A 23,263-nucleotide genomic window follows, 5' to 3' on the forward strand; every position below is an offset into this window, starting at 1 on the left:
CGGAGCTCAGTCGCCGGCGGGAGCATTGCTCGGGATTCGAGGCGATTCGGGCGGCCCGGGCTCCGGGGCCGTCGGGACGCCGGCCTTCGGTGGCGTCGGCTCCGCCGGAGTCGCTTCCGTCGGCTGGCCCGAGACGCGCTTGCGGGCGCGCTGCTGCGCGGGAGTCGCGATCTGCTTCTCCCAGATCACGTCGACGCCTCCGGCGGCCGCGTCCCCGATCCGCGACTGGATGCCGATGGTCCGCGAGAGCTCGTACTGCGCCCGGAGCTCGTTCGTGTTCTCCCCTGGCTCGGGGAGGAAGGTCCGCACGTAGCCGAGGTAGAGGTTCCGAGCCACGTAGGAACCTGCCTCGACCTGGGTCTGGGTCCCGCCCGTCTCCAGGGTGAGGACCTGCAGCGGGATTCGCGGCCCGAGGGCTTGCCTCACCTTCGTCGTGAGCAGCGTGCTGAGCGCCGAGGCCGCAGCGCCTGGGACCTGTGTCTCCTGGGGCTCGACCGGGATCTCGAACTGTGTGGTCAGCCTTCCCGGGAGCTGGCTCCTTCCCGAGAGGATCAGCATGACCACCTGGCTCTCGGTCATCGGCGGCTCGGATCGGAGGCGAATCGTCGGGTCCTTGGCCGTGCCGCTCACGTCGCCCCAGGCGACGGCTTCGTGTGCGTCGTAGCGCCCCGTGACGTCCAGGTGGGGATCGTCCACTGGGCCATCGAGCCAGCGCACAATCGCGTGCTCGACCACGAACGGCCGTCCAAGGACGCGAAGCGAGCCCGCGAGGGTCCTGGCGGTCCCCGTGGCGACGATCGAGCCGTCCGGGAGGCGGCGGAAGGTCACGTCGGCCTCCGCCTCGAGGAAGACATCGGCGCTCGCGACCGTGACGCGGGTGGGCGTTCGGACCCGAAGCTCCGCAGGAAAGGCGAGGTTCCTCTCGGAAGCGGCGAGCTGCCTCGCGCGGCGGCTCGCTTCCGGGCCGGAGACGATCACCACGTCGGGATCCCGGCCGACGACCTGCAGGTCGGCACCCGTCTGCTCGGGGAGCTCGATCTTCACCGACGACGCGTCGAAGGTACCCGCGAAGCCGGTCCGGGGATCGAGGACGCCGGAGAGCCGGCCGGAGCCCGAGATGCGTGCAGCGGTGCCTGCGGCTCCTCCCACCGGCAGGGCATCGGCGCGGAGCTCGAGCTCGACGGGCTCCGGCGGCGCTGCTGCCCGGAAGCCGATCGATCGCGCCGCGGACTCGACGAGGGCCTCGAAGGGACGGCCGCCGGGGCCGCCGATGCTGCCGATCGCAGAGAGGCTCCCCCGCCGCCCTCGGGCGTCCAGGCGGGAGAGCTCGATCCGCTCGGGATCGAAGCGCACCTCCGCCGCGATCCGATCGTAGACGATGCCGCCCGGGAGCTCGAACGAGCCATCCTCGACGGTGAGCGCGCCTTCCGGACGAAGGCTCGGGAACGGGGCCTCCGCGCTGGCGTGGAGCGAGAGGATCCCGCCGGAGCGGAAGGCGCCGAGAGCGCTCGCGAGGGGCTCGAGAGAGAGGGCGCTCGCCTCCACCTGCATTCTCGACGCGATCCCTTGCAGCGAGCCCGGGCCGTGGACGACGAGGCCGTAAGGAGACCATCCCGGCCCCAGGTGAAAGCTCGCGTCGAGGGTTCCGGCGGCGGCGTCGATGACGTCGAGGCGCGTGTCGAGCTCGCCACCCGACACGTCGATCGCGAGCTCGCCGTCGCCGATGGCCGTCCCGTTCCAGACGACGCCCTCCGCGGCGAAGGCCGCCCGTCCCTCGACGCGCTCGAGGGTGCCGGCGAAGTTCGCACTGCCAGTGATCGTTCCGGACACACGCTTCATCTCGCCGCTGATCGCCACGCGCTCCCCGCCGGGGAGGGAGCTCGAGCGTTCGGAGCGGGGCGTCGCGGTCGCGACGTCGATCTTGCCGAGGTCGAGGGCCAGCTCGACGGGGGCCGTTGGCGGGAGGCGCCGCTCGAGCAATTCGCCTGGCGACGCTCCCACGTGGAGGGAGAGGCGTATCGGACCGCTACCGGTCGCCTCCCCCGGGGCCGCCGGGTCGAGCGACGCGCGGACGTCGAGCCGCGTGTCCCGATGGCCCAGCCGGATCGTCGCCTCGGCCCACAGCGCCGCTGCCGGCCCCAGGGGCCCCCTCGAAAAGCGAGATCGACGCTGCCAGAGGGATCGTCGAGAGGGCCGTGGAGATCGAGCCTGGCGGACGCGGCTCCCTCCAGCTCCGGGAGACCGAGCATCGGCCCGAGCATGGCGAGGTCGATCCCCCTGCCCTCGCCGCTGATGCGGAAGCGCTCGGACCGAAGCATCGCCCGTGCCTCCTCGCCGGCTGCGCGCCTCAGGCGGCGCAGATCGACCGGCGCCGCGGCGGACAGCTCCAGGAGCTCACCCGAGCGTCCGCGGACGTTCACGTCCAGCTCGGCGAAGCCGTCGCGAGAAGCGGCGTGAAACCAGGCGTCCAGCGGGGCGTGCTCGACGCCGATGGGGATCCGGAGGCGGGTCAATCTGCCGTCCACCCCGAGGCCGGGCGCGTCGAGGGTGCCGCTGGCACGAACACGCAGACGAAGCCGCCCCGCGGGAAGCTTCCATTTCACCAGCGTGGCCAGCGACGCGAGATCGACGGGGCTCGCGACGAGATCGAGCTCGATGGGCGAGGTCCCCGGCGCCTCGGCCAGCGCGACGGGGCCGTCGTACGACGCGCGCACGAGACCGACTCCGCCGATCGCCACCTCGCCCTGCCCTCGTGCCCGGCCCGCCTCGATGGCGAGGTCGCCGCGGGAGATCAGGTCGAGGTCCGCGCCCTGGAAGGCGATCGGCTTCCAAGCGACCCGCAGCTCGCTCCTGCGAAGGACGCCGGTCGCCTGGATCCGCAGCGCGCCCTCGAGGCCCTCGAGGCCCGCCTTCGCCGACTCCACCCGAACCCCGAAATCGCCCTCCTCGCCACGCGAGGCGGAGAGCCCCAACGCCGACGCGCGGAGCCGGCCGCCGTCGAAGTTGCCGCCGAGCGGGATCTCCAGCTCGCCGACGCAGCCGGTCGCGCGAAGCACGGGGAGCCCGTCGGCGCCGAGCCTGCCGTGCAGGGCGAGCGCGAGGGCCTGGGCGTCACCGAGATCGGAGCGGAGCGCGTCGAGGTCGAGGCGAGCGTCCCACTCCGGATTCTCCGGCGGACCCACTGCACGGACCGATGCCCGCCCGGAGCCATCGATGCCGTAGAGACGCCGTCCCACGAGGCGCTCCACCAGGGGTCGAGTGGCCGCGATCCGCCGCAGCTCGACGTCGGCCTGGAGCTCGACATGGGACCGGCTGAGCTCGCCGCGGAGCGCGACCTGGGCGCCGGGGAGCGCGATCTCCGAGGAGGAGACTCGCACGAGCGGACCCGCGACGAGCTCTCCGTCGACGTGGGAGGCCCCGAAGTCCTGGCCGAGCACGCGCCCGGGCTCCAGCCGAGCCACGGTGTGCAACAGGAGCGGACGCAGGCCCCCATCGATCGTTGCGTGGCCCGAGAGAGACGCATCCGGGCCACCCCGGATCCACCGCGAAGGATCGAGGCCGGCGAAGGAGATCCGTGCTGCGAAGTCCGTGTCCGGGAGTCGGAGCGCGCCGAGGATCCGCAAGGCGCCGGCGTCCTGGACGGTGGCTCGTGTGTTGATGAGAACGACTCCTGGTTGATGAGCCACGTCGCCATCGAAGCGGACGTCCCCGGCGAGCGGGACTCCGACCGCGATGGCCTCCTCGACCCCGGCGACGCCATCCACGTGGACCGTCGCATCGAGCCGTCGCATGTCGCCGACGCCCCGCACCCGCAAGCGGGTCGTTCCCAGCTCCACCGAGACCGGCTCCGCGATGAGGATGCCGTGCGCGAAGTCGGCTCCGATCCGGACGTCGAGGGGCGCCGAGACCGGGAGGTGGGCACTGCCGCGGAGCGCGAGCGTGACGTGGGTTCCCACGTCGTTCCACCAGCCGGAGACCTCGACGCCGATCCGGTCCACCAGCGTCTCGGCCATCCCACCGGGGGTGTGCGCGGAGCGAAACGCGGTGTCCTGGAGCTGGAGAGACTCCAAGACGATCGGGATCGGCGGAAGAGGCGGAAGGGGCGGTTCCCCCTTCGCGGGACGCCGCTCATGCGGCTGCGTCGGTCCGAACGCCCGCCCGATCGCCGTGCCACCCTCCGGCGATCCCGCGACCTCCACCAGGCCGCCGACGATCACCAGCTTCTCGACGTGAAGCAAACGGTGGAGCAGGTCACGGACGGCGACCCGGAGCTCGACCGTGTCCGCGGCGATCACCGGGTTCCCTTCCGGATCCTCGATCATCACCCGCTCGATCCGGATGGCCCCGAGGCCCGCGGGCGCGAGTCGGCCGATCCGGACCTCGCCGGCGATGGCCGACGAGATCCGCCTCTCCGCTTCATGGGCGAGGCGCCGCTCTCCCCAGGGCGACACGAGGAAGGCCGCGAACGCGCACACGAGCGCGATCGCCCCGGCCAGCACGAACGCGATCGCCGCCGCGGCGCGCAAAAGCCACCGCATCGCTAGAAGGCCTCGCCGATCGCGAGGAAGACCGCGAACCAGTCGAAGAAGTTGGTCTCGAAGCGGTGCACGTCGTTGACCACCACGAGCGGCCTGCGCAGGAAGCGGTAGCCGACGTCGAGGCGGGCGGGACCGATGGGCGATCGATAGCGGATCCCGACCCCGGCGGCGTATTGGAGGGCCGAGAGGTCGAAGGCCTCGAGGGAGCCGGCGGCCACGTTGGCGGCGTCGACGAAGAACGCGCTCGTCAAGTTCTCGGCGAAGAACCAGCGCAGCTCCGCCGTGGCCAAGACGCTCGAGTTTCCGCCCAGCGGAATGAAGATCGTCGTGGTCTTCCCGTTGCCGTTCTTCACCTCCACGGCCTCCTGGGGCGCGAGCCTCCCGGCTCCGAGCCCGCGAAAGGCGTTGGAGCCACCGCCGAAGAAGCGGATCACGATCGGCGAGCATCGAAAGCTCTGCGAGAAGCTGTCGTCCGGCGACTGGGTGCAGCCCTCTGGAGTGGAGAGCGGCTGCAAGTAACCGAGCTCGAGGCGGGTGGCGAAGATCAGATTCGGGAAGATGGGCGCGTACCAGCGCGCCTCCGGGGCGATCCGTATCCAATCGAAGCTCCCGCCCAGCGGGCCGCCTCCCTCCTGCAGGTCGAGCGACGCGTACCAGCCGGACGTCGGCTCCAGCGGGCTGTTGCGGCGATCGGCGACGAGGCGCTGCTCGAGGTACGAGAAGGTACAGCCGTCGGGGCAGTCGACGAGAGGCGTCAGGGTCCTCGCCTCGGTCCGGGCGAGCTGCTCCTGATCGAAGACCTGGACGTTGAAGAAGCGCTCGAGGCTGTAACTGGGCGTGATGTACAGCCACCGGCGCACCCGGATCGGAGTCCCGATCCGCGCGACCAGCGACTGCGACGTATACGACTGGGTGAGCTGACGCTCGTAGCCGAAGCGCAGGGCGAGATCGGTCCGGGGGCCGATGAGATCGGGCTGGGTGAGCTCCGCGATGGAGCGCCCGGCGAAGCCCGACGCGTGCTCGGCGAAGAGAAAGCGGTACGCGATGTCGTTGCGCAGATTCAGCCGCTGGAGGCCGCCGAAGATGCTCAAGTGGGTGAAGTCCAGCAGGCCGCGGACCTGCTGGAAGCCCTGCTCGATCCCGACCCCTGCGCCGGCGCGGATCCGCATGGCGTCGGCCTCGCTCACCACCAGCCTCGCCGGGATCCGAGCCGTCTCCGGATCCGGGACGCCGCCGACCGCCACGCTCGACGAGAAGGCGCCGAGGGCGAAGACCTCCTGCTCCGCTTCGGAGAGCGTCTCCGGGTCGTAGGGATCGCCCGGCTGCAACACCACCTTCGCCGCCTTCTCGATCTTGCGGGACGGGACGAGCAGATTTCCTTCGACCTCGAGCTCGCCGAAGCGATAGCTCGGTCCGGGCTCGACCTCGATCACCAGGTCCGCGCTGCCCTCTTCGGGAGAGACCTCGGCGCGGCCGCTCACTCTGGCCGTGGCGTAGCTCTGCCCCCGAAGCCGCATCAGGATCTGGTCCTTGAGCGCGTCGTATTCCAGGGCGGTGTAGCGCGCCCCTGCGACCAGGGGCGCGCTGTCGAGGGTCCGCGCGCGGACGGCGTCGGGCAGCTGCTCCATCCCGTCCACCAGCAGCGAGCGGACGATGGTGGGACGCCCCTCCTCTACGTGGAAACGGACGCGGGCCTCGTCGTCCTTCTCGGCGATCACCTCGGCGGAGACCGTCGCCGCCCAGAAGCCCGCCTTCTCGTAGATGTCCCGGATCCGGCCGACGTCCGCGTCGATCACGCCGCGATCGACATAGCGGTTGGAGCCGAAGAAGAGGAAGCGGTTGCTCGCGCGGGTGCCGATCCGCCCCTCGATGAGGCCGGAGGACACCGTCTGGTTGCCCCGGATCTCCACCGAGGTGATCCGGGGGCCGGTGGGCTCGGGAGCCTGGCCCGCCGCATTCGTCGTCGCGCATCCCGCGCCTAGCAGTAGTGCGACGGCGACGAAGCGGGCGGGCGGGCGCATTCCCCCGCAAGCTGCGCACGAAGAGCCCTGGAGGGATCCTCGGCGCCGGTCACGACCTCAGGGCGACTCGCGGAACTCGGCGTCGACGACCTCTTCCTCGTCCTCGCGCTTCTTCTCGCCGCCCTCCGGCGCCTCTTCGGACGGTGCCGCCGCGCGGTAGAGCTCCTCCGCCGCCTTGTGCGTGGCCGTCTCCAGCTCCTTGAGGGCCTCGCGCAGCTCGCCGATCGGGGCCTCCTTCTTCTCGTTCACCTTCTTCACGGCGGTCTCGACCGACTCGCGCGCCCCGGCCGAGAGCTTCGCCTCGTTCTCCCGCACGAGCTTCTCCGCCTGATAGGCGAGCGTATCGGCCTTGTTGCGCTCCTCGATCTTCGCGCGCCGCTCCTTGTCCTCCGACTCGTGGGAGCGGGCGTCGGACACCATCTTGTCCACCTCGTCCTTCTGGAGGCCGGAGGACTGGGTGATCGTGATCTTCTGCTCCTTGGTCGTGGCCTTGTCCTTGGCGCCCACGTGGAGGATGCCGTTCGCGTCGATGTCGAAGGTCACCTCGATCTGGGGCACGCCCCTGGGGGCGGGCGGGAGGCCGTCGAGATGGAATCGGCCGAGGGTGCGGTTGTCCTTCGCCAGCTCGCGCTCGCCCTGAAGGACGTGGATCTCCACCGACGACTGATCGTCGGCGGCGGTGGAGAAGGTCTCGGTGCGCTTCGCCGGGATGGTGGTGTTGCGGTCGATGAGCTTCGTCATCACGCCGCCGAGGGTCTCCACGCCGAGGGAGAGCGGCGTCACGTCGAGGAGCAGCAGATCGCGGACCTCGCCGCCCAGGACGCCCGCCTGCACCGCGGCGCCGACGGCGACCACCTCGTCGGGGTTCACGCTCCGGTTCGGCTCCTTGCCGAAGAAGCGCTTCACGGCCTGCTGCACCATCGGGATCCGGGTGGAGCCGCCCACCAGCACCACCTCGTCGACCTCGTCGGGCTTCAGGCCCGCGTCCTCGAGGCAGTTCCGGACCGGGGCCATGGAGCGATCCACGAGGTCCGAGATCATCCCCTCGAGCCGGGCCCGGGAGAGCTTGATCAGCAGGTGCTTGGGGCCGGTCTGATCGGCGGTGAGGAACGGGAGGTTGACCTCCGTCTCGAGGGTGGAGGAGAGCTCGATCTTCGCCCGCTCGGCGCCCTCCTTCAAGCGCTGGAGGACCATCTTGTCCTTCGAGACGTCGATCCCCGACTCCTTTTTGAACTCCGCGATCAGCCAGTCCATGATCCGCTGATCGATGTTGTCGCCGCCCAGGTGCGTGTCGCCCTTGGACGCGAGGACCTCGACCACGCTCTCGCCCACCTCGAGGATCGAGATGTCGAAGGTGCCGCCGCCGAAGTCGTAGACCGCGACCTTCTCGTTCTTCTTTTTGTCCAGGCCGTAGGCGAGAGCGGCGGCGGTCGGCTCGTTCACGATCCGCTTCACGTCGAGGCCGGCGATCTTGCCGGCGTCCTTGGTGGCCTGGCGCTGGGCGTCGTTGAAGTAGGCGGGCACGGTGATCACCGCGTCCGTCACCGTCTCGCCGAGGTAGGTCTCGGCGGCCCTCTTGAGCTTCATCAGGATCTGGGCGGAGATCTCCGGCGGCGAGATCAGCTTGTCGTCGATGCGGACGCGGGCGTCGCCGTGGGGTCCCTTCTCCACGTGGAAGGGCACGAGGTGCACCTCCTGCTCGACCTCGTCGTACCGCCGCCCCATGAAGCGCTTGATCGAGTAGACCGTGTGCTCCGGGTTGGTGATCGCCTGCCGCTTGGCTACCTGGCCCACCAGGCGCTCGCCCCCTTTGGTGTAGGCCACCACCGAGGGCGTGGTCCGCGAGCCCTCCTCGTTGGTGATCACGGTCGGCTCCCGACCCTCCATCACGGCCACGACCGAGTTGGTCGTCCCGAGGTCGATCCCGATGGTCTTTCCCATGCTCGATCCCTCGCCTGGCTCACGGCGCAGTGCGTAAAAGCGTGCGCAGTTCCTGCCACCCTGCTTTCTCAATCAACGTAGGCATTCCACCTACACCCGAAAGGGGCCTATCGCGCCCAGGCCCCGGATTCCCCTCGGAATTTTCGGTTCTGCCGGTTTGATCCCATAGGTATGGCATGGCTGATGCACCGTAGGTCGCCGAGCGGGCAAATGGCTGGCGCACTGCATCATCCGCTTCACACCTCTCGCGCTGGCCCATCGCCCCGGAACGGAGCCCCCCGGATGAACCCGGCAGCCGCACTCTCCCTCGCCGACTCGAAGGTGGCGGTCCTTCTCAACGCCAACGCCAAGCGCGTCTCCCAGCGGGTGCATCGAGCCCTCTCCCACGTGGTGCCCGAGGACGACCTCTTCTTCTCGCGCTGCACGAGCGAAGCCCGCACCATCGCCCGCACCGTCGTCGATCGGCAGTACCGGACGGTATTCACGGGCGGGGGAGATGGCACCTTCGTCTCCTTCGTCACCGAGATCCTGGACTTCCTCCGCGGCTCGGCGCTCCCCACCCCCCGCTTCGGCGTCCTCAAGCTGGGCACCGGCAACGCCCTCGCCGGCATGGTCGGCGCCACCGCAGGCCAGGGGATCCTGGACGACGTGCTCCGAGCCCGGGCCGGAGAGGTCCCCTGCGTGAAGCGGATCGACCTGATCCAGGCGAACGGTCGCGCCACGCCCTTCGCCGGCGTGGGCCTCGACGCCGCCATCCTCAACGACTACGGCGCCGTGAAGCGCCGCTTCGGCAACGGCCCGCTCAAGAAGCTCGCCTCCGGCGCCCCCGGCTACGCCATCGCGGCCGCCACCCGCACCCTGCCCCACAACCTCGTCAACCGGAAGATGCCCGAGATCGAGGTCGTCAACGGCAACGGCCACGCCGCCCTCCTGGGCCCCGACGGCCGGCCGATTCGCGAGTTCGGCCCCGGCGACGTGCTCTTCCGCGGTCCCGCCCAGGTCTGCGCGGCTTCGACCGTTCCGTTCTACGGCTTCAACTTCAAGATGTTCCCCTTCGCCGGGATGGTGCCGGGCCGCATGCAGCTCCGGATCACCAACGTGAACCCGATGACGATCGTCACCCACCTGGGCTCGATCTGGAAGGGCCGCTTCCGGCACCCGAACATCTCCGACTTCCACGTCGAGGAGTTCATCGTCCGGTCCAACGAGAAGCTCCCGCTGCAGATCGGCGGCGACGCTGAGGGCTACAGCGAGGAGATCCGCTTCGGCCTGGCGCCCAAGCAGGTGGAGCTCGTCGACTACTCGATGTTCAACTGACGTCGGCACGACGTCGCGCGCGAAGGGCCGGGGGAATCTCCCTCGGCCCTTTTTCGTGCGTGCGGACCGTCGACTACAGCAGGTTCGCGGCGAGCTCCGCGAGCGGGCTCCGCTCGCCCTTGCTCAGGGTGACGTGGCCCGCGATCTTCTCGCCCTTGAAGCGGTTGACCACGTGGATCAGCCCGTTGTTCGTCGAGTCCACGTAGGGATTGTCGATCTGGTACGGGTCGCCCGTGAGGACGATCTTCGTCCCCTCGCCCGAGCGTGTGACGATCGTCTTCACCTCGTGTGGCGTGAGGTTCTGGGCCTCGTCCACGATGATGAACTGGCCCGGGATCGAGCGGCCGCGGATGTAGGTCAGCGGCTCGATCGAGAGGATCCCCAGGTCGATGAGCTCGTGGTAGCCGCGGCCGGCCTTCTTCTCCGCCCGGCTCAGATTCATCAGGAACTCGACGTTGTCGAAGATCGGCTGCATCCAGGGGTTGAGCTTCTCCTCGACGCTACCCGGCAGATAGCCGATGTCGCGGCCCAGCGGGAAGACGGGCCGGCTCACCAGGAGCTTGTGGTAGACGCCCTCCTCCATCGTCTTCGAGAGCCCGGCGGCGATGGCGAGGAGCGTCTTGCCCGTGCCGGCCTTGCCCACCAGCGTCACGAGCTTGATGTCGTCGTTGAGCAGGAGGTCGATGGCGAAGCTCTGCTCCTTGTTGCGCGGGCGGATCCCCCAGACGCCCTCCTTCTGCACCTTCAGCACCGGCACCACGCGGCGCTTCTCCGCCGCCCAGCGCCCCACGGCCGAGCGGCTCGGCTGCGCCTCGTCCCGTAGCACGACGAACTCGTTGGGAGGGCGAGCCGGCTCGTCGGGCTCCCCATCTGGGAGCGCCGCCTCCCCCTGGGCATAGAAGGCGTCGAGGAGCGGCGGTGGGATCTGGACCTCGGTGACGCCCGAGTAGACCTCCTCGATCTCCACCTTCTCCGCGTCGAAGTCCTCCGCGGTCAGGCCAAGGGCATCGGCGCGGATCCGGAGGTTCGCGTCCTTGGTCACGAAGACCGTGGGCCGCTCCGGCTCCCTCTCCCGAAGGTCCAGGGCCACCGAGAGGATCCGGTTGTCCATCACCGAGCCGTCGGCGATCTCGTGGCCCGGGACCCGCTGCGAGAAGAGCACCCGCAGCGTGCCGCCGTTCTCGAGGGGCACGCCCTCGCCGAGGTTGCCGGCGACGCGGAACTGGTCGAGCTTCCGCGCGATCTGGCGGGCGTTGCGCCCGAGCTCGGAGAGGTCGCGCTTGAACTGGTCGATCTCCTCGATCACGTAGATCGGCACCACCACGTGGTTGTCGCCGAACGCGAGGAGCGAGCGCGGGTCGTGCAGCAGGACGTTGGTGTCGAGGACGAAGTTCTTCTGCATGCGCCGCCTTGGGTTCCCTTGGGTGACCGAGCCGACCGCCTTGCTTCGGGTGGGATCGTAACGCAGGTGCTCCCGCCGCGCGCCTCGAATCGCGCGGCGAAAGACGGGGCCCGCGAAGGCGCGAAAAATTGCGCGGATTCTCGTTGACACCCGAGGGGTCCTACCGTAGAACGCCCTCACCTTGTCGCGGGGTGGAGCAGCCAGGTAGCTCGTCGGGCTCATAACCCGAAGGTCCCAGGTTCAAATCCTGGCCCCGCAACCAACCAAAAGCGCCGGCTCAGATATCTGAGCCGGCGCTTTTTTTTGCCCATCGTAGGCCCCATCGATCCGTCTTCGACTCGGCCAGGTTCTCTCCGAGGTTCGGAGAAGACCGTCGGAAGACGATGTGACGGTCTGGGGCTGCGTTTCGATTGGAACGCAAACCATTGAAATTTCGGCTGATTTGGATCCCTGAATGGGCGATTTCGCCGATTGATGGCGGAATCGCGCGCGGCTAGTCTCCCAGCGAACGAAGGGGGGCTGAATCATGTCGAGCTTCGCGGCTTCATCCAGCCGTTTGATCCGGAGGCACGGGAGGTCCGTGCCCATCGCGGCGGCGGTCGCCGCGATCGCCGTGGCGGCCATCTTTGCCTCGGGGTGTGGGACGTCCGACAAGCTCGTGAGGGTCTACGATACGGCCCGGGCCTCCCCTGAGCAGCTGCAGGCCAGCCGCGATCGCGCAGACCTGCTCGCGCTCACCTGGAGCCTGACGGACGGCGCAAGGCCCACCGCCTTGACCGTGGAGAGGGACGGGGCCGAGTTGGCGACCCTGCCGGGCGACGCGACCGCATTCGAGGACGAGAGCGCGGAGCCAGGCGCGTGGGAGGCGCCCACGGACCTTCGTGCAGAGGCACAGCCGAACGCCATCCGGCTGAGCTGGAGCGCATCCGCCCGGCGGGACGGAAGGGAATACGCCTATCGAGTCCTGGCGACCTACGACGATGACGTAAAGCTGGCCTCGAACGAAGCGAAGGGCTTGCGCACCGCTCCGGCCGAAGGCGGATACCGGGTGTGCCGCGACGGCGACTCGATCGCGGAGACCACGACCCTGACCTTCGACGACGCCAGCTCGACACCGGGACGATTCGGCGAGGCGGAGCTCTCCGCCAGAGGAGACGCGGATGCGGTCCGCCTTCGCTGGAAGGCGCCGTCCTCGATCCCGGGCTTTCGGCATTCCTTCGTGGTCCGCGCCTTCACGGCCTTTGGGGAGGGACCGGACTCCGAGGCGGCGTCCGCTTCCCGTCCCGCCCCTGTCGCGGCAGGCTTCGAGATCACCCGGGACGGAGGGACGATTGCGACGCTGCCAGCCGCGGCTATCTCGTTCGACGACGCCGGAGCAGCAGCGGGCTCCGCCGGAGCGCCTCTTCTGACCTTGGACGGGCGGGAGGATGCGGTTGCGCTCGGCTGGACCCTCCCTGCCACCCACGGCGGCTCCACCCACGCCTACGCACTGCTGGCCTCGGGAGAGGGGCAGACGCTCCCTGTAGCGTCCGTCGAGGCGTCGCGAGCAGCGCCCTCGGTGACGGGATTCCGCGTCGAGCGCGACGGCCTTGAGCTGGCCGTGCTCCCGCCGGAAGCGAGGTTCGTGGTCGATTCCAACGCGGAAGCGGGATGGCTCGGCATGCCCTCGGACGTCACCGCCAGCGACGGTACGGCCGATCCAATCCGAGTCCAGTGGTCCCCGCCGCCGACGTCTTCGGGAACGGTCCACGACTACCGCGTCGTGGCGACAACGAACATCGGCAGGGACGCACGTTCCAACGTCCTCATCGGTGGCCGAAGCGCCCCGACCGTGACCGGCTACGAGCTCCAGCGTGACGGAGACCCCTGGATCCCCGTGGGGACCGAGACCTCCTTCGAGGACGACGACGGGCCTCGTGGGACGATCCAGGTCACCTCCACCCTCGTCTCGGATCGGGTGCTGGGCTTCGTCGAGGTGAGCCTCGATGGACAGCCGAACATCGTGCCGCCGTCTCCGAGTCAATTCCGGGTCCGCGCCCTGACGGCGACCTATGTCGGCCCCGGCTCCGCGCCCGTCTCTGGAATCCGCAAGATCGGCTCGACACTCGAGGTCCAGTGGCAGCGCTCCGCCGGGGATTCCGACGACGACTACGCCGATCTCCCCGACGCTGTCTTCAGCTCTTCCGTCGACTTGGATGCGTCGACCGCCGAGTCGCGGTTCTATCGTGCGCGACTTCTTACGGAAGGCGCCGAGGGTGTCTCCGTGCCGGTCCGGGGCAAAGCCCACGGCTACATCACCGTCTCCGTGGGCTCATCCAACAGTTGCGGGATTCGAACCGACGGGAAGATCGCTTGCTGGGGATGGAAGTACGAAGGCCCATCCGCAATCGTGCCGCCCGCGGACGTCTTCTCGAGCGTCGCTTCCGGGCACCATGGCTGCGGCCTTCGCGCGAGCGACGGCAAAATGCTCTGCTGGGGCGACAACGGTTACGGACAGGCGCCGCCAGGCCCCTCCACCGAGTCCTGGCTGTCCGTGGCCTCGACCTACACCACCACCTGTGGCATCCGCGCCGACGGGGTGCTGGATTGCTTCGGGTTCCCCTATTACCCAAACCTCATCAATCCCCAGGACCGGGAAGGACCCTATCTCTCGGCATCCTTGGGCGAATCGAACCTCTGTGTCGTGGACGTGCTCGGAACCGCCCGATGCTGGGGCGACAACTATTTCCGCCAGAATTCCCCGCCTCCGCTGACCTTTTCCAGCGTGGCCGTCGGAGACAACTTCATCTGCGGACTTCTCCAGGACGGGCGGATGAGCTGCTGGGGCAAGAACTTGAACGGGCAAGCGCCGCCGGGCCCTTCGGCCGAGATCTACTCCGTGGTGGCCTCCGGGGACTCCCACACCTGCGGAATCCTCCAAAGCGGAAAGCTGGTCTGTGTGGGATTGAACCAGGTAGGCCAGGCTCCCCCAGGGCCGAGCGTGGACTCGTTCCTGGACGTGAGCGCGTTCGGCCCTTCCACCTGCGCCGTGCGGATCGATGGGAAGGTGCAGTGCTGGGGCGCGAATGTCGTAGGAGCGGCGCCTGTATTGCCCGTGACGGACGTGCTCTCCTCGGTCTCGTCCAACTGCGGGATCCGTAAGGACGGGACGCTCGTTTGCTGGGGGCATGTGTCGAGTGACTGGGCGCTTCCGACCGGCAGGTTCACGTCGATCGCCGTGGGTACCGGCTTTGGGTGCGGATTGCGCACCGACGGTCGAATCGTCTGCTGGGGCCGCGACGAAGAAGGCCAAGCCCCCACGGCGCCCTCCGCTGACACGTTCACGAGCATCTCAGCCGGGGCCGCGCATGCCTGTGGCGTACGCTCCGACGGCAAGGTGCTTTGCTGGGGGTTCAACAACTATGGCCAGGCGCCGCCTGGGCCCTCCGCCGACTCGTTCACCAGCGTGAGCTGCGCCCCGGAATCCACATGCGGCGTGCGAGTGGATGGGAAGGTGGTCTGCTGGGGAAACAATTGGTTCGGGGTCGCGCCCAGCGGGCCGAGCGCCGACACCTTCACGAGCGTGGCCGCGGGCGGTCACCACTCGTGCGGCGTTCGAACGGATGGGAAGGTCGTTTGCTGGGGCAGCTTCAACACCGATGGCGAAGCGCCGACCACACCCTCCGCGGAGCTCTACACCCGCGTCGACGTGGGACATTCGCACTCCTGCGGCCTTCGCGTAAACGGCACCGTGAGCTGCTGGGGCTCCAACTTCTACGGACAGCTGAACATCCCGACGCCAACCGAGACCTTCTCCTCTCTCAGCGTGAACCTATCCAAAACATGCGGCGTGAGCACCCAAGGGAAGCTGATCTGCTGGAGCGTCGACTGGTACGGCGAGGCTCCGCCCCCGGGGGCCCGGCCCTGATTCGACGGGCCCGCGGCACGTGCACCGGAGCCCAACCATCCCGACCAACGGCTGCTGCCAGCCGTGGCGTCGCAGACGGCGAAGGCGCCCCGGAGGGCGCCTTCGGTTTGCTTCCGATTTTCGGCCAGCCGTGCGATCAGTCGAAGGTGTACGGGCAGCCGTCAGGGTCGTGGACGGGCTGGAGATACGACTTCGCGCCGTTGTTGATCTCGTCGATGAGGTCCTTGACCTTGCCCTCGGCCGACTTGTTTGCGTCGGGGCGGTTCTTGTCGAACGCGTAGAGGAGCCTGTCGGCCCAGGCCACCAGTCCGTCACCCTGGATCCAGGTCCCGGTCTCGTCCTTCCCAACGTAGACGGAGGGATCGGTGTAGCCGTGGCGGGTCGCGAGGACCATCGTCGCGAGCTGGGTAGAGAGCATGTAGGCCATCGGATTGGCCTTCGCTCCCTTGATCCACGCCTTGAACCCGGCGTAGTCGTTCAGCGCGAAGTCCTGATCGTTGCCCTGGCCATTCTTGAGGTTCAAGGCGTTCAACGCGTCGAGGTCCCCGGCGAGGTCCGTCCTCATGTCCGCCTCGCCATTCTTGTTCTGCCACCAGCCCATGGTGTGGCCGCCGGGCTTGCGAGTGCAGTAGTTGCGGAACTCGACCTCGGTCGTCGCGCCTGCGGTGATCTCCACCACCTTGAACGTCTCGGTGGAGTTGTACCAGTTGCTCTCCTTGGCCCTGCGCTCAGTCACCGTATAGGTGCCAGGGAGCAGATCGATCTCGACCGGAGTCTCCAGCGGGACGACCGTGCCATCGGAAGCCTCGAGGTCGACATGCCATCCGGAGAGCTCCACATCGCCTCCGATGGACGGATCGCCAGCGTACGACTTGATCACGTGGAGCTTACCCAGCAGCGGCTCTTCGTGGCCACCGGCGCCACCCTCCCCACCAGCGCCGCCAGCGCCCCCCGCGCCGCCCTCGCCTCCGCCCCACTCCTTGACCTTGAAGTTCTGCGAGAAGCAGCTCTTCGGCTTGTTCAGATCGCCGCAGACCTCGACCTTGAAGACGCCGCCGTTGTTCATCGTCTGGAAGACGTCTCCGAAGATGTCGACCAGCCTGGCGCACTCGCCGCCGTAGGGGCGGATCTGCGGAAGGCCCAGATCGATCGAGGCCATCGGCGGGCCGTAGAGCTTCACGAAGAACGGCGTGTTCGCGGGAGCGTGAGGAGCGACGACGTGGACCTCCTCCATTCTGTCGAACGTCGGAGTGTACCGGGCGCAATTGTTCGCCCCGAGAGAGGTATGGACTGCGCCGGGCTCCGGCGTCGCGGTCGCGGCCGCGGCCGCACGGGACTCGCTCGTGCCTTCCGAATCCCCAACGGATCCGCCACAGCCCACCATCCCCACTGCTGCGATCACGACAGATGCCAGTAACGTTCTCATGAATCCCCCTAGCAGGTTGCTGAAGAACTCTGTTTTTGGGCGCGAGTCGCTGCCTGGGCCCGTGGTGGTGCCTGGGTAACGAGAGGTCGAGCGCATGGATTTCGCCGTCCCGCACGCTCGTAAATCGGTCCGAGCCTCGCGCCGTACGAATGCGATGCCTCCACGGCGGCGCTCATTGGCGCGCAGCACGGATCGGCGCTCACGCCGCGCTCCCGAGCAGCCGCGAGAGACGCAGCAGGTTGTACGCTGCGCCTGTGAAGTAGGCGCAGAGCTGGGTTCGTTCGACGCCTCGGTAGCGGGTCTTCCTCAGCCCACCTACGGTCTTCATCCAGCCGAAGATCTCCTCGACCTTCTTCCTGCATCTCTGACTGTGGCGGTACCCAATCTGGCGCGCTTGCCGCGCGTCGACGTTCGAGTGCTTTCGCTTTCGGGCGACGTGCGGAACGACACCTTCGACAAAGACGTCGTGCACGAGGTCGGCGGTGTCGTAGCCCTTGTCGGCGCCCAGCGTAGCTGGCGAGAAGCCTTTTCTCTTCTGACGCTGCAGCATGCGCAGCGCCTCGCGGCGTTCGGCAGTTCCGTCAGCGTGCGAGATCGAGATGTCGATGCAGAGGCCGTTCCGGTTCTCCATCAGCACGTGGCCCGACAGCGCCAGCTTCGCCTCCTTGCCTGCGCCCTTCCGGGCAAGCCGCGCATCCGGGTCGGTAGACGATTCGTGCGTGGCGTTGGCGCGCTTCTCGCCGTGGAAATCGATGGTTGGGTTCCCCGGATCGTCTGGCGGCTCGTTATCCTTCGCGCCCTTCTTCTTGAAGCTCTTCATCGACGCCCACGCCTCGATCAGCGTGCCGTCGACCGTGAAGTGCTCGGCCGAGATCAGCTTCGCCTCCTTCGCCTGGCGGACCACGCCCTCAAAGAAGAGGCGCGCGACATCCGCCCTGATCAGCCGCTCCTTGTTCTTCGAGAAGGTCGAGGCATCGAAGCTTTCCTCGGTCATGCCCATGTCCAGGAAGAAGCGGAACATCAGGTCGTAGTCGAGGCGCTCGCAGAACTGCCGCTCGCTCCGGATGCTGAAGAGCGCGATGAGGAGGCAGGCCTTCAGGATGATCTCGGGCGGGATCGAGGGGCGGCCGGTGCCGCTGTACATCGACTCGAAGACGGGCGAGAGGCGCTGGAGCTCACGGTCGGCGAGCAGCTTGATCCGGCGGATCGGGTGGTCCCTGGGCACCCGCTGTTCCGGTCCGATCAGGGTGAGCATCGACGCCTGCCGCTCGAGTTTGCCGCGCATCGCTTCCTCCGCAAGAGCGCGCGATTCTACGGTAGCGATCCTATCGGGTCGATCCCTGCGGTGCGGGGGACCGCAGGGTTTTTCAGCAACCTGCTAGGATCCGGGTCCAGCACTCCCCGCCCGGGGATGTGCGACAAATTCACACACCAGAAGACCCGTGATTACACGTCAACGGGGGGTGTCGACGAGGCGGTAGACCCTTCCCTGTACCGGTCCCGCTCCCAGGCCGACCGGCCAAGGGCTCCGAGTCTCGTTTCCCGCCGAAGTCAAACCGCCGGACGGATCTCGCGGCACGGATTGCCGGCGGCGAAGACGCCTTCCGGAACATCGCGGGTGACGACGCTCCCTGCCCCGATCACCGACCGGGAGCCGATTGTCACCCCGGGCGAGACGATCGCACCGCCGCCGATCCAGACGTCGTCCCCGATCGCCACCGGCTTGCCGAATTCCCGGCTCCGGCGCAGCTCCGCGTCCATCGGATGGGTCGCGGCGTAGATCTGCACAGCCGGTCCGAAGAGGCAGTGGGCTCCGATCTCGACCAGGCAGACGTCGAGGATGATGCAGTTGAAATTGAAGAAGCAGCCCTCGCCGAGGCGGGTGTTCACGCCGTAGTCACAGAAGAAGGGCGGCTGCATCCAGACGGTCTCGCCGCCCGCCGCGAAGAGCGAGCCGAGGAGCCGGCGCCGCTCCATCCGATCGCTCTCGCGGGTGGCGTTCAGTTTCCGGCAGATCTCACGGGCGCGGTCCCGCGCCTCGACCAGCTCGGGATCGAGCGGATCGTAGAGTTCGCCGGCGAGCATCTTCTCCCGTTCGCTCTGCATCGGATCCTCCGTTTGCAGTGGCGGGACCTCGCTCGGGAGATGCGCATGCTCGTGCGCGAAATCTCGCCCGTCGGCGGACCGCGTCCGTGCGGGCTCGAAGAGCTCATCGACGCACGAGCGCGCGCTCCCGCGACAGGCTCAAGGCCGTCGCGAGCCCGAACACCGTGTGTGCAAGGTAGCCCTTGAGGTTGGCGCCGAGCGGATAGCGCCACGCCCAGTCGCTCAAGCGGAGCGCTCGGCCAGCGAGGTTGTCGCCCACGAGCCAGACGACCGTGCCGAAGGCGAGCCCTCGGAGGAGCCCCGGCCGCCCCTCGCGACCAGCGCGTAGAGGCCGCCCCAGGCGGCGCCGGTGGCGTAGTGCATGAGGTCGCCCGCCAGCTTGCGGCGCTCGTCCGGGAGCCGCCGTCGGGTGACCCCCTCGAACAAGCGGCGCGCCGCGGTCTCCGTGGCAACCTCGTCGGCTGCCCTCCGATCGCGGGGAAACCTCGGCGTCCGGCGGGTCGTGCCCGAGGGGATGTGGGGGAGGACGCGGTCCTGTACCGCGGTCATCACCAGGGTGCCGGCGAGCCCCGCCACGGCCCCTTCCGACGCCCGCTGCCAAGCATGCTTCCGATGGTTTCGCATGGGGGAAGTTAGGTTCGCGGAGCGACGCCGTGCCGGCCCGATGCGCCGGATCAGGGCTCGCAGGCCGAGGGATCGAAGCCCAGCGACGTGCCGGGGAGGATCGCGTCGGGGATCGGCCTGCCCGCGTAGCCCTCACCAGGGCGCGGTGCCTCCTCCACGCCGTCTCCCGCCCGCTGCGCGACGACCGCCTCGAGCTGGACGAGGCGAAGATCGTTCGCGAGCGCCTCGAGCTCGGGGGCGAGGCGCCACTGGGCCAGATCGGCGAAGCCCCTCTCCACCGAGCTCCGGAGGGCGCCGATCGCCTCGTCGCGCCGGCCCTCTCTTGCGTACGCGCGCCCGAGGTGGAAGCGCCCGAGGGCGTCGTCCGGCCGCAGGGTCGCGAAGCGCTCGAAGCGGGCGACCGCCTCGTCTCCCCGGCCCAGGGCGAGCGCGGCGATCCCGCCGTTGTAGAGGGCGACGAGGTTGTCCGGATCGAGGGCCAGGGCCCGGCCGAAGGCCTGGTGGGCCGCTCCTAGCTCACCCGCCCGCGCGGCGGCGAGCGCCTCGCGGGCCTCGGTCTCGGCGCGCGCCCCGCCGCGGCCGCAGCCCGCCGCCGCAACGAGGAAGACCAGCAGAAACGAAGCCAACCGCACGTCAGAAGATCTCGCGCCAGGAGAGCAGCACCGGCCTCGGCTTGCCCTGGTTCGGTTCGGACGAATCGCCGACGGGGCCGGCGCCAGTACCCGTGGGATTGCCCACGCGGAGCACGCCGTCGGGGCCGACGGTGTAGAGCTGGCCGTCGGCCATGGTGGGCGTGCTCGGCTTCGTGTTGCTCAGGTCGATCCGGACGGCGGTCTCGTCACCGTCACCCCGCAGATTGCCGCAGGGCACGCACCGCTGGGTGCCGGTGACGTCCACGCAATACAGCGACGAGACCCCGCTTCCGCAGGTGCTCGCCGTCGGCTTCCAGCTCGTGAACGTGAGCAGCCGGCGCTTGTCGGGCAGGATCGACAGTGTGGGGGCGCTCAGGAGCCGCTGGCCGTCGTTGAAGATTCCGTTGAAGGTCCAGCCTTTTTTCTTCCCATCGTCCATGGACGCGTCGGTGCACATGTTGCCTGCGTTCGGGACCGTTCCGCCATGCACGGGATCCGTCGGACAGGCGAGGCCGCCCTTGTCCTTCAGGTAATAGGCCCGGAAATCCCAGAACTTCCCCTCGTTGGTCTGCTGGTCGGGGCCGACGCCCTTGTCCACGCCGGTGCCGACGAAGAGATAGAGCTCGCCGTTCCCCCGGGGATCGGCGTAGGCCGCCGGGCGGGAGGTGATCGGGTTGTTGTTTCCGAAGTGGAAGACGTCCTTGCAGGCGTTCGACCACTCATCGGGGCTCGTCGACTTGTACGTGTTGCCAGTCACCTTCGAGGAGACGAGGGCAATCCGGTCCATCTGCCCCTGGTTCCACCCGCCGACGTAGATGGCGTCCGAGAACGAGTCCTGGTCGAGATCGACCACGGGGAGGTCCGCGAGGATCGCGCCGAGGCCGTGCTGGTGGAAGACCTTGAGGAAGCGCCCGGACGCCATGTCCTGGATGAAGACGTGGGCCTGCTCCCCTTGCGTGCCGGCGCCATGCTCCGGGTACACCCCGGCGAAGGGCATGTTGAGCAGGCGGTAGGAAGACGAGTGGTACCCGGAGGCGTCCCGGAGGGCGGTGTTGTAGCCGCTGCCGAAGATCGAGAGCCAGGTGGGGAGCGGCGACTTGCCGTCCCGCTTCATGTTCACCACCGCGATGCTGGGGACGCCCCAGGTGCGCCCGAGGCCGTAGGGCTCGGTCGACAGGCCGTTCACGACGCCTTCGTGGGTCGCCTCCCACAGCGGCTTCGGCTTTAGTGGATCGGTGACGTCGAGGGCCACGTACCAGGAGCCACCCCACCCCTGCCCGCAGACCAGGACGGTCTTCCAACCGCAGTCGGGATCGCCTTTGCAGGCGAGCATGCCGTCGCCGCCGTTGTCCACCGTGAGGACGTCATCCACCCGGCAGGAGAGATCCTGGGAGAAGACGCGCTTGGGAGCGGGATCCGTCAGCGCGGCCAGCGAGACCTTCGCCGCCATGTTGAACGGCAGGTAGGCCCAGGCCTCCTCCCCGGCCTTCCACTCGGGATCGGTGGAATGCTGGAGGTCGGGGCCCGCGTGGAAGGCGTGGATCATCCCGTCGTTGGCGCCCACGTAGATCATCGCCGGCCGGTCCCGCCGCGAGGCCTTGAACTCGGGGTAGCCCCAGCGACGGTAGGCGTAGGGCGGCGTGGAGACGATGGCCGGCGCCGAGTGGTAGAGGTCGCCGAGGGCGTTGCCGCGAGAAGCGCCGTGGAGCCAGTCGACCACCCTCGCCGCGCTGGCCCTGCCGGCGGTGTCGCTCCGGGCGAGGTTCGTGAGCGCGAGCTGATCGGGGCTCGAGAGCCCGCCGAAGCCCTTCCCGAGGGCATCGCTCCGGAGAACGGCGCCGACCACGCTCTGCAGGTTCGCGCTCCCGGTGCTGGACGCCGCGACCACGAGCTGCGTGCCCATGTCCAGGGTGACCCCGCCGTCGATCGCGGCAGAGTCTCGCGGGACGGCAGAGAAGATCCGCCGCGGCTTGGACGAGGGGCGCTCCTGCAGCATCTGCCCGGCGTCGAAGAGACAGGGATTTCCCGCCTGGCCGCAGGCCTTGAGATCGAGATGGTTGAAATCGGTGAACGCCCATTCCCCGGGAGGGGAGGTCTGCTCCTGGAAGAGCTGGATCCCGTAGAGGTGCCCCTTGTAGCCGGGCTGCTCGAAGGCCGAGTAGGCCAGGAAGTTGCGGGAGACCCGGTCGACCTCGGTCCGGGCCTGCGCCACCGTGGAGACGATCGGCGGCATGGGGCTGAACTGGCCCTTCTGGATCTCGTCGAAGGCCAAGGTCAGCACCTCGGTGAGCTCCCCGGCGCTGGTTGCCTGGAGCGCGACGCCATTGGAGCATCCTCGTCCGATGTCGTTGCACCACTCGCCGCCGATGCGGGCCGTCCCGCCCCGCTGCGCGAGCTCGTTCAGGATGGTCGCGCCCTTGACCTCCTTGCCGAAGCCAATCACGTATGCCGGGAAGCCGGCATCTCGCAGCGCCGTCATCTGATCCTTGGCGTAGTCGGCCTGCGTCTTTCCCTTTCCGCCTTCGTTGGCGCAAGACTCGGGCACACCATCGGTGAGGAGGATCACCACGTACTTGCGGCACGTCTTTCCTTCCACGTCCGCGGCCTTCACCTTGTCCAGATGCTCCTTCGCCATCTTCAGCGAGGAACCCGTGGGCGTGCCTCCGCCGAACTGGAGGTTCGTCACCAGCGCGAGGAGCTCGCTCTGGGTGAGGGCCTTGGTGCCGCCGCCTGTGGGCAGTGCCCCGATCACCTCCGATGCACACGAGTCGCTCGTCGCCTTCGACCCGCCGGTCCCGCGCTTGGTGCTCTTCGGGAACTCCTCGAGGCCAAGCGTGATCCCGTCCAACGTGGGGATGAGCTGGAGGAGCGTGGAGCGGAGGGCCTCCATGCGCGACTGGTTCTTGGCCTTGCTGCAGAGAGGCAGGCGCCCGCAGACGTTGGAGCACGCCGGCTTCGCCAGGCAGGCGCTGGTGCACGCGGTGCCCTTGGTGGGGCACGGCGTGCGATCCTTCGGACAGCATTCGGGCTGGTTCTTGCCTCCGCAATTGCTCTTGGTCGAGCACTTCGACGAGTCGTAGCAAGTGCTGGAATCGTAGCAAGACGTCCGGTCGCAGCATTCCCATTCGGGCTGGCTCGAGCGGTCCTCACAGCAAGGCTCGAGCTCCGCATCCTTGGTGTCCATCGAGCCGGACGTGTCAGCGATGAACAGCACGTAGGGAGGCGGGCCCGCCGTCCGCTCCGTGGAGTAGAGGTAGTCCGCCGACGAGAACCCGGGCAGCAGACACGTCGCGAGAACGATCGCGGTCAGGCTCTTCTCGATCCACCTGGATCCCGAAAATCGATTCAT

At 68.5% G+C, this 23,263-nt stretch carries 14 protein-coding genes and 1 tRNA gene; 3 read left to right on the forward strand and 12 right to left on the reverse strand.

Annotated elements, in window-relative coordinates; all coding sequences use genetic code 11:
- Positions 1-6: 6 nt before the first annotated feature.
- From AKJ08_RS18650 to dnaK, 4 genes are read right to left on the reverse strand one after another with little or no spacing between them, the layout of a single operon-like run.
- The gene (locus AKJ08_RS18650) at positions 7-1,857 is read right to left on the reverse strand and encodes a translocation/assembly module TamB domain-containing protein (protein WP_169788798.1); all 1,851 of its coding nucleotides are present in this window, start codon (positions 1,855-1,857) and stop codon (positions 7-9) included.
- Positions 1,836-4,538: a hypothetical protein gene (locus tag AKJ08_RS19795; RefSeq protein WP_169788799.1), complete on the reverse strand. Its 2,703-nt coding sequence runs from the start codon at positions 4,536-4,538 to the stop codon at positions 1,836-1,838. The genes AKJ08_RS18650 and AKJ08_RS19795 overlap by 22 nt, the downstream gene beginning before the upstream one ends.
- A gap of 2 nt (positions 4,539-4,540) precedes the next feature.
- Positions 4,541-6,559, reverse strand: coding sequence for a BamA/OMP85 family outer membrane protein (locus AKJ08_RS10215; protein ID WP_082343034.1), 2,019 nt, complete (start codon positions 6,557-6,559; stop codon positions 4,541-4,543).
- Positions 6,560-6,616: 57 nt separating this feature from the next.
- A complete protein-coding gene (gene dnaK, locus AKJ08_RS10220) occupies positions 6,617-8,500 on the reverse strand; it encodes a molecular chaperone DnaK (protein ID WP_050725973.1) in 1,884 nt (627 codons plus the stop codon).
- Between the two features lie 282 nt (positions 8,501-8,782).
- Here dnaK and AKJ08_RS10225 point away from each other — a divergent pair, with 282 nt between their 5' ends.
- Positions 8,783-9,817, forward strand: coding sequence for a diacylglycerol/lipid kinase family protein (locus AKJ08_RS10225; protein ID WP_050725974.1), 1,035 nt, complete (start codon positions 8,783-8,785; stop codon positions 9,815-9,817).
- A 73-nt stretch (positions 9,818-9,890) separates the two neighbouring features.
- On the opposite strand, the gene AKJ08_RS10230 is transcribed toward AKJ08_RS10225, so the two are convergent.
- Complete coding sequence (locus AKJ08_RS10230; RefSeq protein ID WP_050725975.1) at positions 9,891-11,219, reverse strand: PhoH family protein; 1,329 nt, start codon at positions 11,217-11,219, stop codon at positions 9,891-9,893.
- Between the two features lie 185 nt (positions 11,220-11,404).
- Here AKJ08_RS10230 and AKJ08_RS10235 point away from each other — a divergent pair.
- Positions 11,405-11,481 (forward strand) — tRNA-Met (locus AKJ08_RS10235).
- 318 nt (positions 11,482-11,799) lie between these two features.
- On the forward strand, positions 11,800-15,126 hold the full coding sequence (locus tag AKJ08_RS10240; RefSeq protein WP_157370604.1) for a hypothetical protein: 3,327 nt from the start codon (positions 11,800-11,802) through the stop codon (positions 15,124-15,126).
- Positions 15,127-15,262: 136 nt separating this feature from the next.
- On the opposite strand, the gene AKJ08_RS10245 is transcribed toward AKJ08_RS10240, so the two are convergent.
- From AKJ08_RS10245 to AKJ08_RS10270, 7 genes are all read right to left on the reverse strand, one after another.
- A complete protein-coding gene (locus AKJ08_RS10245; RefSeq protein ID WP_050725977.1) occupies positions 15,263-16,360 on the reverse strand; it encodes a hypothetical protein in 1,098 nt (365 codons plus the stop codon).
- 391 nt (positions 16,361-16,751) lie between these two features.
- A complete protein-coding gene (locus AKJ08_RS10250) occupies positions 16,752-17,837 on the reverse strand; it encodes an IS5 family transposase (RefSeq protein WP_050725978.1) in 1,086 nt (361 codons plus the stop codon).
- Positions 17,838-18,103: 266 nt separating this feature from the next.
- Positions 18,104-18,658, reverse strand: a complete 555-nt coding sequence (locus tag AKJ08_RS10255; protein WP_050725979.1) for a sugar O-acetyltransferase — start codon at positions 18,656-18,658, stop codon at positions 18,104-18,106.
- Between the two features lie 103 nt (positions 18,659-18,761).
- Positions 18,762-18,884, reverse strand: a complete 123-nt coding sequence (locus AKJ08_RS20650) for a hypothetical protein (protein ID WP_276202163.1) — start codon at positions 18,882-18,884, stop codon at positions 18,762-18,764.
- Positions 18,881-19,234 (reverse strand): hypothetical protein, encoded by a 354-nt coding sequence (locus AKJ08_RS10260; protein ID WP_050725980.1) that lies wholly within the window; start codon positions 19,232-19,234, stop codon positions 18,881-18,883. The genes AKJ08_RS20650 and AKJ08_RS10260 overlap by 4 nt, the downstream gene beginning before the upstream one ends.
- Before the next feature lie 98 nt (positions 19,235-19,332).
- Positions 19,333-19,908, reverse strand: coding sequence for a tetratricopeptide repeat protein (locus AKJ08_RS10265; protein WP_157370605.1), 576 nt, complete (start codon positions 19,906-19,908; stop codon positions 19,333-19,335).
- A gap of 7 nt (positions 19,909-19,915) precedes the next feature.
- Positions 19,916-23,263: a PilC/PilY family type IV pilus protein gene (locus tag AKJ08_RS10270; protein ID WP_050725982.1), complete on the reverse strand. Its 3,348-nt coding sequence runs from the start codon at positions 23,261-23,263 to the stop codon at positions 19,916-19,918.

The sequence above is a fragment of the Vulgatibacter incomptus genome (assembly GCF_001263175.1).
GTDB lineage: Bacteria > Myxococcota > Myxococcia > Myxococcales > Vulgatibacteraceae > Vulgatibacter > Vulgatibacter incomptus.